The sequence below is a fragment of the Paenibacillus sp. J2R1T-4 genome (assembly GCF_059692235.1).
On record NZ_JCAUBA010000024.1, the window covers coordinates 56,967 to 70,504 of the forward strand.

Annotated in this window: 12 protein-coding genes; 8 read left to right on the top strand and 4 right to left on the bottom strand. The window is 46.6% G+C overall.

Annotation, left to right across the window (positions count from 1 at the left end):
* Window positions 1–105 precede the first annotated feature (105 nt).
* A complete protein-coding gene (locus AC58QD_RS28360; RefSeq protein WP_497338411.1) occupies window positions 106–885 on the top strand; it encodes an aminoglycoside 6-adenylyltransferase in 780 nt (259 codons plus the stop codon).
* 11 nt (window positions 886–896) lie between these two features.
* On the opposite strand, the gene AC58QD_RS28365 is transcribed toward AC58QD_RS28360, so the two are convergent.
* A complete protein-coding gene (locus tag AC58QD_RS28365) occupies window positions 897–1,403 on the bottom strand; it encodes a DUF6886 family protein (protein ID WP_497338412.1) in 507 nt (168 codons plus the stop codon).
* Between the two features lie 63 nt (window positions 1,404–1,466).
* On the opposite strand from AC58QD_RS28365, the gene AC58QD_RS28370 reads away from it, so the two are divergent.
* On the top strand, window positions 1,467–1,661 hold the full coding sequence (locus tag AC58QD_RS28370) for a hypothetical protein (RefSeq protein WP_497338413.1): 195 nt from the start codon (window positions 1,467–1,469) through the stop codon (window positions 1,659–1,661).
* Window positions 1,662–2,026: 365 nt separating this feature from the next.
* Here AC58QD_RS28370 and AC58QD_RS28375 read toward each other — a convergent pair whose 3' ends face one another.
* Window positions 2,027–2,929, bottom strand: a complete 903-nt coding sequence (locus tag AC58QD_RS28375) for a helix-turn-helix domain-containing protein (protein WP_497338414.1) — start codon at window positions 2,927–2,929, stop codon at window positions 2,027–2,029.
* A gap of 108 nt (window positions 2,930–3,037) precedes the next feature.
* On the opposite strand from AC58QD_RS28375, the gene AC58QD_RS28380 reads away from it, so the two are divergent.
* Window positions 3,038–4,924 carry an ADP-ribosylglycohydrolase family protein gene (locus AC58QD_RS28380; RefSeq protein ID WP_497338415.1) on the top strand — a complete coding sequence of 629 codons (1,887 nt, stop codon included), beginning with the start codon at window positions 3,038–3,040 and terminating at the stop codon, window positions 4,922–4,924.
* Window positions 4,914–5,741, top strand: coding sequence for an amidohydrolase family protein (locus AC58QD_RS28385; RefSeq protein WP_497338416.1), 828 nt, complete (start codon window positions 4,914–4,916; stop codon window positions 5,739–5,741). The genes AC58QD_RS28380 and AC58QD_RS28385 overlap by 11 nt, the downstream gene beginning before the upstream one ends.
* Window positions 5,742–5,873: 132 nt before the next feature.
* Here the strand turns inward: AC58QD_RS28385 and AC58QD_RS28390 are convergent, their stop codons facing one another.
* Both AC58QD_RS28390 and AC58QD_RS28395 read right to left on the bottom strand, forming a co-directional pair.
* On the bottom strand, window positions 5,874–6,779 hold the full coding sequence (locus AC58QD_RS28390) for an ABC transporter permease (protein ID WP_497338417.1): 906 nt from the start codon (window positions 6,777–6,779) through the stop codon (window positions 5,874–5,876).
* A complete protein-coding gene (locus AC58QD_RS28395) occupies window positions 6,772–7,680 on the bottom strand; it encodes an ABC transporter permease subunit (RefSeq protein ID WP_497338418.1) in 909 nt (302 codons plus the stop codon). Before AC58QD_RS28395 ends, AC58QD_RS28390 begins: the two co-directional genes overlap by 8 nt.
* Before the next feature lie 138 nt (window positions 7,681–7,818).
* On the opposite strand from AC58QD_RS28395, the gene AC58QD_RS28400 reads away from it, so the two are divergent.
* The 4 genes from AC58QD_RS28400 to AC58QD_RS28415 all read left to right on the top strand — a co-directional run bounded on the left by AC58QD_RS28400 (window position 7,819) and on the right by AC58QD_RS28415 (window position 13,491).
* Window positions 7,819–8,199: a response regulator gene (locus tag AC58QD_RS28400; RefSeq protein WP_497338419.1), complete on the top strand. Its 381-nt coding sequence runs from the start codon at window positions 7,819–7,821 to the stop codon at window positions 8,197–8,199.
* A 22-nt stretch (window positions 8,200–8,221) separates the two neighbouring features.
* A complete protein-coding gene (locus AC58QD_RS28405) occupies window positions 8,222–11,266 on the top strand; it encodes an ATP-binding protein (RefSeq protein WP_497338420.1) in 3,045 nt (1,014 codons plus the stop codon).
* A complete protein-coding gene (locus AC58QD_RS28410) occupies window positions 11,250–12,989 on the top strand; it encodes a response regulator (protein WP_497338421.1) in 1,740 nt (579 codons plus the stop codon). The genes AC58QD_RS28405 and AC58QD_RS28410 overlap by 17 nt, the downstream gene beginning before the upstream one ends.
* Window positions 12,990–13,092: 103 nt before the next feature.
* Complete coding sequence (locus AC58QD_RS28415; RefSeq protein WP_497338422.1) at window positions 13,093–13,491, top strand: DUF2203 domain-containing protein; 399 nt, start codon at window positions 13,093–13,095, stop codon at window positions 13,489–13,491.
* Window positions 13,492–13,538: the final 47 nt, after the last annotated feature.

Consider the following 13,538-nt stretch of genomic DNA (forward strand, 5'->3'; position numbering starts at 1 on the left):
ATGCACATACTGTGAAAGAAATGCTGGAGCTGCTGCTCCAAACATGAGTTAATGGAAACAGAGCACATCTATTACATATCAGCACAACAAAGGGAGGTCCAACAGATGTCATTAGAGCACATTACGAGGGATACGATTATTCAAACGATAGAAGACGGGTTTATTAAGGATGAGCGAGTGTACGCCTTGTGGCTCGAGGGTTCGGACGGAACGAATACTTTAGATGAATACTCCGATCTTGATTTGGTAATGGACGTGGAGGACGGGACGGAAGAGGGAATATTCGAGAGGCTGGAGCAAATGCTCAGCACGTTGGGGGAGCTTGATCTGATTGTTGGACCGGACAGGCCAGGTCCGAAGTTGATGTATAAAGTTTATCATCTTGAGAACACGGCACCCACGCTTTTATTAGATGTAACCATCCAGAGCCATAGCCGGCAATTCGCTTTTGACAGGGAGAATAAGTACGAAATTCCAAAGATCCTGTTCGATAAGGCTGGCGTCATTCAATATCGTAATAGCGCAGGGATGAATGCGCAGACACGGCGCGACAAGACCTACCATAGAATGAAGCAGCTGGATGGGGTGTTTAAACAGCGGATTAGAGCGATTAAATATGTTCAGCGCAATCATTATCTGGAAGCCCACGCCTACTATCATAAATATGTGCTGAATCCCTTGGTGGAGCTTCTGCGAATACGGTATACTCCCCTTATAAGCGATTACTATTTGGTCCATATTTCGCAGCATTTGCCCGCCGAGGCCGTAGATCAGCTAGAGGAGCTGTATCGCAACCAATCTACGTCTGATATTAGCAGGAATATGGAACGGGCGAATGCCTGGTTTCATACCACGTACCAAGAGCTGCTTCTTTCGTTGCAATAGCGGGGACAACTTTATTGAACAGCATTGGCAAAACGGATGATTGAGAATTTCATCGAAGATGCGATTACGGCATTGCGGAGCGGCACAAGCGATGGTGTAAAACGCAGCTCGGCACCGGTCGCAGAAATTCGGCTTAACAAATCTCCAACAGGCTCTACAGCAATAGGAACAATTGTTTCTGGTGAAGTATAATAGCCGGCGGAGTCACCGGTAGATGTAAACGAAGCTTCGGCAAATGTGTACACATAAAGCTGAACGCTGCGGATTCGTTCCAGCCAACCTGATTCTACTGCAATGATTTTATTAGCACTTGAATCGGCGAAGAACCTGGCTGTATCTTCTGGTGAAGCGCAGCCCGTCTTAGTGTAGATCACACGCGGACAATCCCTTGGAAAATAATAATGGACGGCATGCTCACTGTCGATCGCCCAGACGATAGGCGGTAAATGGGGGGCGGACTTGGCAAGGCGCGGTTCGAATTGCTCGATTGTGGGATCTTCACTGAAATGATAATACAAGCTTCCAGCTCCTTATCTAATTGTTATCAAGCACCCTTATCTCAATTGTCGGAGGTACCTCGTATGCTATCTACAGATCAGAAGAAATTGATTCTAGCTGTATTGAAAAAGGAAAAAGGCAGGCTGCTGTCCGGGTTCAAAGGCAAAACATTAGATAAGACGATTGATGATTTGTCCCAGATGCTGCGGAATGAAGTCGTTAATGACCCGGACCCTAACAAGTCTATTGAATGGAAGCGGGATAAAAAGAAGCGGTAGGATCGGATTCGGGCGGGCTTATTTATTAATGCTAGGGGAGCCGACCCCTTTTAACTGCAAAAGCAGCAGTTAATTTTCTGGGATTGAGGCATTCTACCTAAATAACTGCATTTCGTACAGTTAATTCTATGAAATCCGGCAGATCTCGGTAAAACTCTAATTATTAGCTGCAGGTTTTGCAGTAATAATTCAAATGTCTACTGATTGATAGAAGTTAGCTGCAGGTTTTGCAGTTATTTCTCCGCTGTCTAGCAATAAAAATTTGCGAATGCTCACTTCTCCTTTCCATCGACTAAATTCACCAAAGCAGTGAATAACTAACTGGGTTCTCCTTATCCGCGGAGTCCTTTTGTCAATCCATCTTATCAATTTTTAGACAGCATAGTGCTGAAGCGATATTGCTTCGGTGAGCATCCCTCGTATTTTTTGAACAAACGGCTGAAATAAAAAGGGTCCTGGTAGCCTAGCGACTCTCCGATCTCCTGAACGCTCCTATGCGTATTCGTCAGCAGATGTTTGGCTTGCTGCATCCGGAGCTGATGTACATACCCCAGAATTGTAGTGCCTGAATATTTCTTAAATACCTGGCACAAATATTCATACTTCCGGTCCGTTACCCGTTCTAACGTTTCCTTGGCAATATGTATATCTGTCTCATAGTAATTGTTTAAATGATTAAGCAGCTTGCGGAGAGTCGCATAAGAAGCTGGGAATACCGTATGGGTATGACTTTGCTCCAGAAAATCGCCCGCAAGCAGCCGCAAAATCTCACCAAGAAGCAGTGTCGCATGGAAGCGATAATAGCCTTTGGGCTCAGCGAGCACCGAGACGAGTTCTTCAAAAAGGACAAGCAGCTTGAAGTGATGTTGGATCGAGAAATGCTTAGGGAGAATGACTGGCTCTTCGATCGGCCCTTTCAAAGTATGGATTCCGCTGCTTTGAACATGGACTATATTGAGTTCAGGAACTCGGTCTGCTTGGAACTCCTTGAGCTCCGGCTCACAAGAGAACTGAGCCCAGAAGAATTTCCCTTGACGTTCGGACGCTCGCCAACCTCGGTGCTGTTCCCACGGCATTAACAAAACGCAGTCGCCAGCATCCAGTGTCAGCTTCTGTTCGCCGACTTGCAGAAAGACTGGCCCAGCCGCAGCGATAATGATCTCGTAATGCGGGTTATGGTGATTGTCTTGGAAGCTTTCGCTGTTTGCATCGAACAGGTCGGCCCATTTTACATCCAGAAGGGATAATCTTGAAAGCGAATAGTACATGTAATCCTCCGAGATAATTGATTTCCAAATCTTAATGCTCTCCATGGTCCCGACTTTCTATGATGCCTATAATCAGTATATCAAATCAGAAAGCGGTGAGCCGAGGAAATGAGTATTAGCATTCTGAATGAAAGAGATTATTATCGTATAGTGTATGGAGGCTGGCTCGGCAAAAACATTGGCGGCACGCTAGGAGCGCCTGTGGAAGGGAAGAAAGAGCTGCTGGACCTGACATTCTACCCAGTGTTGCCGGATGGTCCATTGGAAAATGACGATTTGGATCTGCAGTTGGTATGGCTGCATGCGCTGGAGCAATACGGTCCGCGGCTTACGGCCAAGGAGCTGGGCCAGGAGTGGGTGGAGCATGTGTTTTTTCCATTCGATGAGTATGGATATGCGTTAACTAACTTGAGACGCGGATTGATCCCGCCGGTTGCAGGGCATTTCAACAATCCATTCACGAATTGCATGGGATCCCCTATTCGTTCCGAGATTTGGGCCATGGTGGCTCCGGGAGCTCCGGATGTGGCCGCTTATTATGCTTACCAGGATGCTATCGTGGACCATGCAGGAGGCGAGGGTGTCTATGGAGAGATGTTTTTTGCTGCATTGGAAAGCGCGGTGTTCTATGAGAAGGATCGGGATCAGTTGATCGCAATTGGAATGAACTATATTCCATCTGAGAGCCGCACTGCCGCCGCCTTGAAGGATTTATTGATGTGGCACAAGGAAGGGAAAACGTGGATAGAAGCGCGCGAGTTGATCCTGGAGAAGCATGGAAGCGACAACTTTACGGACGCTCCGCAAAATATTGCTTTCACCATACTGGGCTGGTTATATGGCGAGAGCTTCGAGGATGCCATCTTGAAAGCAGTCAATTGCGGATATGATACGGATTGTACGGCTGCAACACTGGGGGCTATCTTAGGCATGCTGCTCGGTCGGGAAGGCTTGCCTGACAAATGGGTGAAGCCTGTAGGTGATCGGGTCGTGGTCAGCCCACCAATCAAAGGATTCCCGGCGCCGCATAATCTCGATGAGCTGACTAAGCGAACAATCCAAGTTGGCAAGCAAATTGTGGCGGCCTGGGATACAAAGATTATAGTGCATCCTGAGCAGTCGACGGCATGGGCGCGTCCAACTACTGTCAATCTTGCCTGGGTCAACGAATTATGGAGCAGAAAGGCAACGGCTAATCGCTATCTGCTGCCTGAAGGGTCATGGAGGAATCCGGATGCGGAATTAGTCATTGATTATGGACCAGAGGGGCCGGCAATTGGGGCGAGTCAATCGAGAGTTTTATGTGCCACATTTACGAATCATTCCAAAGTTGCTGTTGAAGGCACATTGTCATTAACTGTTCCAGAGGGATGGACAGCTCCAACCGGCCGAAAAGTGGAGTTAACACCTGGAGCCTCTGTACACTGGGAAATGGTCATTCAGGCAAGTGAACAAGTAAAACCTGCTAATACATTAGTCCTCACTTGGAGAAGAATGCATGATCATACGATCTGGGCAGAGCAGCATATCGACTTCTCACTGGTGGCTGCCGCTCCATGGAGAATATCGAGTTCTTCTGATGAGCAGGCGCATGTAGTTTATGTGGCGGGGGACCGGTTAGTCTGGACGAGTGATTACAGGGATGATGCGAACACGGTGTATCATGCGGAGTCCATTGTGAATAATCCGCTTGAGAGAACACTAAGTTTGATCGCAGCAGCGAATGGTCCCGTTCGGGTCAAGCTGGATGGAGTGCTTATCATTCATTCCAGTGCTACCCATGAATTTATGCCAGCTTATCATCGGGCTCCGAAGGAGCAGCAAGTCGAACTAAAGCTGGCAGCGGGTCGGCATAAGATAGAGATCGAGGCGCAGCGTCCTGAGAATGGGAAACCGCCTGAGGTATTTGTCTTGCTTGTAGGTACTAGAGCAACGTCTTCACCTGGACCATGCTACTATTACATTGATATGGAGTGGCAGTTGGATGAGGGTTGATGCCCATCAGCATTACTGGGAAGTGAGCAGGAATGATTATGGCTGGCTGACAGCAGATAAGGGCATTCTCTATAACAACTATTTGCCGCAGCAGCTCACTCCTTTGCTTCAAAAGCATAAGCTCCAGTTTAGCGTGGCGGTACAAGCTGCCCCCACCATGGATGAAACTCGCTATCTATTAACGTTGAGCGATAGAGATCCGTCCTTGATTGGCGTCGTGGGTTGGCTGGATTTTGAATCGCCATTATTCCGAGATGCATTCGTAGAGCTAAGCAAGCATCCTAGATTTGTCGGGGTCCGACCGATGATCCAGGATTTGCCCGAGGATTGGTTGTTACGACCGGCGGTGGTAGACAATATGCGTTTTCTTGAACGGGAGCAGTTTCCTGTTGATTTGCAGCTGAGACCTCATCTGTTCGAATCGGTCTTGAAGCTGATGATGCAGGTTCCCAATCTGAGGGCCGTCATCGATCATATCGCAAAGCCGGTATGGGATGAGCCCTTAGAGAGTTGGAAATCCAGCATGAGGCGGCTTTCTGAATATCCGAATATGGTATGTAAGCTGTCTGGATTGGTACCGGAAAGGACAGCCCCCTGGACGGTGGACCAACTCCGTCCGTATGTAGAGCATATAATCGGGATTTTCGGGTATGATCGAGTCCTGTTTGGCAGTGATTGGCCTGTCTGTCTCTTGTCGGCCAGCTATGATCAGGTTGTTGATGCTCTGAACGAATTGCTGCCTAGGGAATGGTCTGATCAGCAGAGAGAAGGCGTTTGGGGGAACAACGCAATGAAGTTTTACAGACTAGGCACATAAGAATGTGCTAGGGGAGCCCATCCCCATGCCCTCACTCACCAAACTGAACTCAACTACCGAGTGCCTGACCGATGAACTTTCGGTCAGGTCTTTTTGTGAGACCATTGTGCTAGTTTCGTTACAAACTATTGCTTAAAGGTGCGGGGCTTTGCTATACTGTGTTCGGTATTTGCTTTCCAGTCCCTTGGATAATAGGAAAAATCCAAGCAACAGCATCATGTAAGCCGACATTGGAAACAGCAGCATCCACTCATTGTAATCCAAGTAATTGCGGGCATTAGCGACAAGTCCAGCCCATTCGTTCGTAATCGGGACGAAGATCGTAGGGTCTTTCTGTATCTCTGTGCCTCCAATGAACAGGCTGAAGATGCCAAGTTGGCCAAACATCGTAAGGGCCAGAATTAGTTCATTCACGAACAACAGCAGCAGACTCTCCTTCAAATGCGGGAATATATGACGGAATAGAATGCGTCTGCGCCCAGCCCCGACAGATATAGCCGCATCTACATATTGCTGCTTGCGAATCTCCCAGGTTTTATTCTGCACAACGGACACTACACCCGGAATCCCAAGCACAATGAAGAGCAGACACAGCAGAACGGTTAACATTAAAGGGCTCAGGCCAGCGTTAATGCTGATCCCGAATAACACGAAGAAAACGATGATGAACATCGGAACACCGCTTAAGAAATTCAGACTCCACTTTGATTGGGACTGATTCCTCGAGAAGCCAAGCAACATCCCGAGCAAACCACCTATCAATGTACGCGCACTCGCAACGGCTGCAACAGCGGCAAGGGTATATTTGGCACCGTACATCAGCTGAGTGAAAATGTCGTACCCCCATTTATCCGTCCCGAACCAATGCTCGGCTCCAGGTTTAATAGGCGGCGCGATCAACACATTTCCCTGTTCGGTTTGCACGTAGCTAATCTTGACTTGATCTTTAGGTGAGAATGGAGTAAACAAGGGTCCAAATAAGGCGATAATAAGCGTGATTCCCGTCAAGCTTATACCAATCCAGAATGACTTATTCATGTGCAAACTTCCTTTCTATCAGCCATACATAACCACGCATCAGCCCATAGAGGCACAAATAAAGCAACATGAAAGCCATGAAGCAATTAACCGTTAGCGGGAATTGGTATCCTTTTAATAAGCCAGCCTTCAAATTAGTTGAACTGTAACTGCTCGACAACAGTAATTTGGTCATGCCTCGAAGATTAAACAAGTACTCCATAATGAACAAATTGCCCACAATGATTCCGGTTAATTTATGCAGCTCAGCTTTCAGATAGGGCAGCACATTAGGCAGCACATGATAAGTATAAGTGTACAGCTTGGATAAACCCTTTGCCTTAGCATTCAGAACATAATCCTCTGTCAGAACCTGATGAGTATGAACAGAAATGCTTCGCATCATATATAACAAAGGAATTAACGTCATCGACAGGAGGGGAAGCAGAATAGCTGGATCATCTACAGACAAGGAAGCAACCTTCGCGATGGACAGTCCGGTTCTTTTATAAATAACAACAACCAGAAGCTGCAGCCATAGAATTAGTAGAAAGTCAGGAATGATGGACAGCAGTTCGAATGCTTGTTTGATCCAATTTCTTCGGATACGCGACAATCCCATTCCAGCTAATAATCCAAGCGTAATCCCTGATAATGCAGCAGCCGCAGAATAACCGAAGGAAACGAGGGCGTAACCGCCAATCTGCTCAAAAAAAGCATGTTCAGTCTTACCTGTGAGGAAGAGAAAGGATTGTCCAGAACCAAGTCCCTGGAAATAATCATAGATGGCTCGTCCAGCAGCCGACCATTCCAAGGTCAACTGTCCTGCCTCAGCCTTAATAAGAATAGGCGTGGAGGCTAATGCAATAGAAAAGGCTATCAGGCTGCAAATGCTTACGAGGATTCGTAATCCTTTGTCCATGTTTCACTCGTCCGTTCTGTGATATGAAAGTTTATTTCGAGACAATTAGATATTCATGATACAAGATTACGAGAACAATTGTCGATACTAGAGTTCGTTATGATGGTATAATTAGGCTGGTAAATGGAGGGATTGACTATGAGTCACATTAAAATATTGTTGGCGGATGATGAAGCGGCTTTGCGTTTTTTGTTAACAGAGACTTTATCGGATGAAGGTTATGAGATTACAGAGGCAGAAGACGGCGGGGAAGCCATGAAGGCTTTGCAAGAGGAGACGTATACCCTAGCGATCCTTGATTATATGATGCCCGAGAAAACCGGGGTGGAAGTATGTGCATGGTTAAGAAGTTCCGATAATCCGAATAAGAATATTCCCGTGTTGCTTTTGACTGCCAAGGCGCTTGAGAAGGATAAGGAGCTGGCCCATTCGGCAGGTGTAACCCAGTATATCCTGAAGCCGTTTAGCCCTTTACAGTTAATTTATATCGTTGCCGATTATATTGCGAAAGCGAAGTAGCCAAGGAGATGTGAGACGCATTATGAGCACGGGGAACAAAGGATTGGCATTCAAGGTCTCTTCATTCATCTTTACGGTCATGGCATTGTTCGCGGTCGTGGTTATAGCTGTGGGAATCTATATGAATGAACGGATAACCGATACGCGTGAAAAGCTTGAACAGGAACTAAACGATCAAGTCCAGATTGAACAATTACACAACCAAGCACAGACCAATGTCTCCGATATGAGAGCATTCCTGGCGTATGGTAGAGACGAGTTTCTTGAGGAGTTCAATGTTCAAGCCAAGGTGTTTGCAATTAATCTTAATACCTTCAAGCAATACGTATATGGACTAGGCGCTTCAGAAACCCACAAGTACAAGTTACTAGAGGAGGTTTCTGTTATATGGGAACAATATGTGAAGTATTCGCAGAAGTCCGTTGAACTCAAGAAATCCGAGGAAATCGAAGAGCTTGCGGCATTTTCTCTGAACACGTCTGATGCGGTAAGGAGCATGGACAATAAATTCAATGAGATTCTAGAGATCCAGGACACTCACCTCGGCAAACTACTCAATGACAATCGGCGAGATACAGGTTTCTTAATCTATATACCTTTATTCATTGTAGTGGGATGTTTGATTGCAGGTCTGTTCCTGGTTCGGTACTTACGCGGCAATGTTATCCAACCCTTAATAGAGGTGGGGCAATCCGTTAACCAGATTGCGGAAGGGAATTATAATGTAGAACTGGCCGACAATGGCAGGACCGACGAGCTTGGACGATTGATGAAAGGCATTACGTTCATGTCCAGCGAACTTCAACAGCGGCGCGATCAATTAGAGCAATCCAATATGGAATTAATAGATCAACGCGATTTGCTAGAAGCGCAGAATGAAGAGATAACAGCCCAACAGAACGAGCAAGAGGTTATGCTTGAGAAGCTGACCGATCGAGAGCGGGAGCTGGAGTTCATTAACTCCTATCAGGAGAAATTGACCGGATATGCAGAGCTTTCTGCATTCATGGAGCATTCGGTCAGAGCGCTTCTGCAGGCTTTACATATGGATGCAGCCGTCCTCGTTGCACCTAGGTCGCATAGCGGTACTTATGAAGTCATCCATGCTTACGGCTATCCGACTGGCTACTTGCCAGCTTCCTATGAGGAGCTATTCGGGGTTAGTCAGCGGGCTATGATAGAGAAACGGGCTATTACCCGTATCAGGAGGCTCTCGGATCGAGAACGCGGCATTCACGGCGGGTATGAGACAGCCACCGATATTTATTACCCGCTGTTGGACGACCAATCGGAGCTTCTCGCCTTACTGCTGCTCACCTCTTATGAGGAGTCGCGAGGTTCGGAGACTATGGGACGTCTGACGACAGGATTGGTCCGTCAGTTCTCCTTGGCTTATATGGCGCAGATCGTGAATGAAGACCGCCGGAAACAAGCAGAGCTGCTTGAAGAACTAAATGAAGAGCTGTCTCAGGAAAAGGAAGGGTTGCAGGAGCAACGGGATTTTGTCAGACAAATCGTTGAATCTGTGCACGAAGGAATGGTCATGTGTGATAGTGACGGAAGGGTCAAATTCACCAATGGCTGGATGCATGAGACGTTCGGAGTTGAGGAAACCCACGATTTTACGATTCAACAAATATTCAAGGATTTGCTTACAAAAGTCAAGTCTCGCGGAGAATCGATTCTCTTGCTAATAGAAAGCGTGCTGTCGGGACAGCTTGACGTGCTGGAAGAGAAATTTACAATCCTGAATGATGAAGGCCGTGAATGTCACTACGAGCTGTATGTAAATGTCGTTGCGGACGGAGAAGATCACGGTAAGAGCTTTTTATTCGTATTCCGGGACCGTACGGACGAAGAGATAGCGGATGAAGTGAAGAATGAATTCATAAGCATCGTCTCGCATGAGCTGCGGACACCGCTTGCAAGTATTCTTGGCTTTATGGAGATCTTGCTGCATAGAGATATTCAGAAGGACAAACAACGGAAATACATGGAGACCATTTACAAAGAAGCGAACCGTTTATCTAGTCTGATTAACGACTTTTTGGATTTGCAAAGAATGGAATCCGGGAAGCAGTCCTATCAATTAATTCCGGTGGATGTAGTTACGGTGTTAAAAGACGTCATGGAGCAGTGGCAAGGAAAACAGGACCATCAAATTCATATCCATGTTCCGGAATCGGGAACAGCTTTCGTCTTGGCGGATTATGATAAGATGACGCAAGTATTCCATAACCTGATCAGCAATGCGGTGAAGTACTCGCCAGGAGCAGATCGGATCGATCTGCGGATAGCCCAGCAGGGCAAACAAGTCGTCATCCAGATTCAAGATTACGGACTAGGGATTCCTGAAGAAGCGAGAGACAAATTATTTTCGAAATTCTATCGTGTAGATAATTCGGATCGCAGACAAATAGGCGGAACGGGTCTCGGCTTGTCTATTGTGAAGGAAATCGTCGAGTCGCACAAAGGATCGTTAACCTATGACTCGGTGCTTGGTCAAGGAACGACTTTTCAAGTTTTTATGGATTCCTACGTGGCGAACAAAGTCGATAACAGTATCGTGATTGTAGAAGATGATGAGAATCTGGCCAAATTAATTACCGTTTCTTTCGAAAAGCTACAACTGCCAACCGTGCATATGAAGACGGCGGAGGCTGCAATCTTTTCGTTAAACCAGTCCTCTGCGAGACCGTTACTCTGTATAGTAGATATTCAGCTTGATGGGCAAAAGTCCGGATGGGACTTCGTCACGGAGCTGTTGAAGAGACCTTTATACGAGAATACTCCAATCATCGTTTCGACGGTCCTGGAGCAGCCCAAGCATTTTCATGAAACCGATACGGAAAAATTCCTTAAGAAGCCTTTCTCTGTAGAACGGTTACTGGAATTAGCGGAACAGCTTATTGCTCGAGGGAAAGAACGAGGCGCAGTTGTGTTCCCGATGCAAAATGAGCAGTCATTAGCAACCTCACTGGAGCAAATGGGTATCCATGTGAAAGAAATGAAATTGAAGAAGGACATTATCGAAGTGGAAGTGAACAACGATGAGAGAGGATCGTAAACAATCCGAATCAAACAAGAAATCGAACAGCGAGCGACTCATAGGGGAAGGCAAGGAACGGTACTTGGCAGCGATGGAGAATCAACTGCAAATGCTGGATACCTTGTTCGCAGAGCTTGAATATTCTCCGAATTGGCAAGGAGCTGAGCAGTGGTACCGTATCGTTCATACCATGAAAGGGAGCGCCCCTATATTCGGACTTGTATCGATTGGCAAGCTCGCGGACACTTTGCTGAAGGAATGGGAATGGACTCAGAGTGAGACCGCTACGAGTCTGAATGCCGAAGACTGGTCCAATCATGCGGCTATCAGTCTGCAGAATTCAGGAAACACGCTTCGCCTGCTTAAGATGGAACGGGATATCCATATTCGGGAATTTCAACTGAGCACTCAAAAGGAGCATGGCTTAAAGTTAGGGAATTTACTAGAGAACAGCCGAATTTTGCTCATAGACGATGACCCGGTGCTGCGCTCTTATTTGGTTAAGCGATTGGAATTAGACGGTTATATCGCTGAAGATGCGTCAGATGTCGAAACCGCTCAGAGACTTCTTCACGAGAATCATTACGATCTTATTCTACTTGATCTAATGATGTACCCCAAGTCAGGTTATGAGCTATTTGAATTTCTGCAAGAAGATCCTACTCTGAAATGGTTGCCATTGATTGTTCTTTCCGCCAGAGAAGATGTGAATGATAAGATCAGCTGCCTCATGCTTGGGGCCAGTGATTATTTGACCAAACCATTCCGTTATGAAGAGTTGGCTGCACGCATCTATAGCTTGCTTAACCGCACCAAGAATTTTGAGCAAATGGCATTTCGGGATCCTCTAACTGGTGTATATAACCGAAGGTATTTCGATCACCATATCGAGCTGGAATTACAACGGATTGAGCGATATCCCGCTCCGATAACCCTCGCGTTTATAGACATTGATCGGTTCAAGAGTGTGAATGATACATTCGGACATGCGGTGGGTGATCTGGTGCTTCAGGGATTATCACATCTCGTGCAGCAGCGCCTTAGGAGCACGGATGTGCTCGCCCGTTACGGCGGAGAGGAATTCGTTCTTCTCTTACCGAATACAACGGACGATCAGGCGGTTAAGCTGCTTACTGGGATTTTGCAGCATGCGAGAATGAACCCTGTAGCCCAGCTTGAAGGCCAGACTTATTCGATTACATTCTCCGCAGGAGTGGCGGAATGGGTTCCCGGGACACAGGTGCCCGTATGGTTGCGCACAGCTGACGAAGCCATGTATTCAGCCAAGGAGCAAGGACGCAACCGCATTATTGTGGCAGGCGAGAAGACCGCAGCAGATACTGGAGTTGCAGAACCTGATCCGGTTCGCAAGCGTGTATTGATCGTGGATGACGATGAAATTCTTCGTTCAATTGTGGCTTCAAGACTGGATATGCTGCCGATCGAGATCGAACAAGTATGTGATGGTGAAGAGGCCTATCGCTACTTGCTTCAGCAGAGTGTGGACTTGTGCATTTTAGATGGCGTTATGCCCGAGATGGACGGATTAACATTTTTGCAAAAGGTGAGGAACGAGCCTGCTTTCCAGGATAGCTCGATGCGAGTCTTAATGTTATCCGGCCGCAAACGAGAAGACGATGTAGCTCGCGGTCTCGAGCTTGGAGCCGATGATTATATGTCGAAGCCGTTCTCTTTAGTGGAGCTGGAGATGCGTGTGAGAAGGCTGCTTGGGCTGGAATAATAACAAAGTTCATCATTCGTTCACGTTCATACCCGACTATGTGCTGTCGGGTTTTTCTTTATTCACTTGATTTGATACAATCGATGAAGGAGGCGAGAAAAGGATGGAACGCAAATGGTTTACGTTAGAGGAAGCGAATGCGCTGATTCCTCAAATTCGGGAAGAAATTAGCTCCTTACAGCAAATTAAACACAACTTCGAAGAGAAATATAATGATCTGCGTAAATGGAAAGAAGCTGGGGCTATATCTCTGAATGGAGATGATCCTTTTTTTCAATTGGAATGTGAAATGGAATTTCTGCAAATGGAAGCCCGCACTTTAATCCAGAGTGTACATATGAAGGGCGCACAGCTAAAAGATATTGACATGGGGCTTGTAGATTTTCCCGCTATCATGAATGGCGAAGAAGTGCTGCTATGCTGGATGCAAGGGGAAGAAACAGTCTCTCATTATCATGGAGTAAACGAGGGGTTCAGGGGTCGCAAACAATTAGAGGAATAGAAGCTTTACCAGCATCATGTGTAACTAATGAATCCAGATAGGAGCTA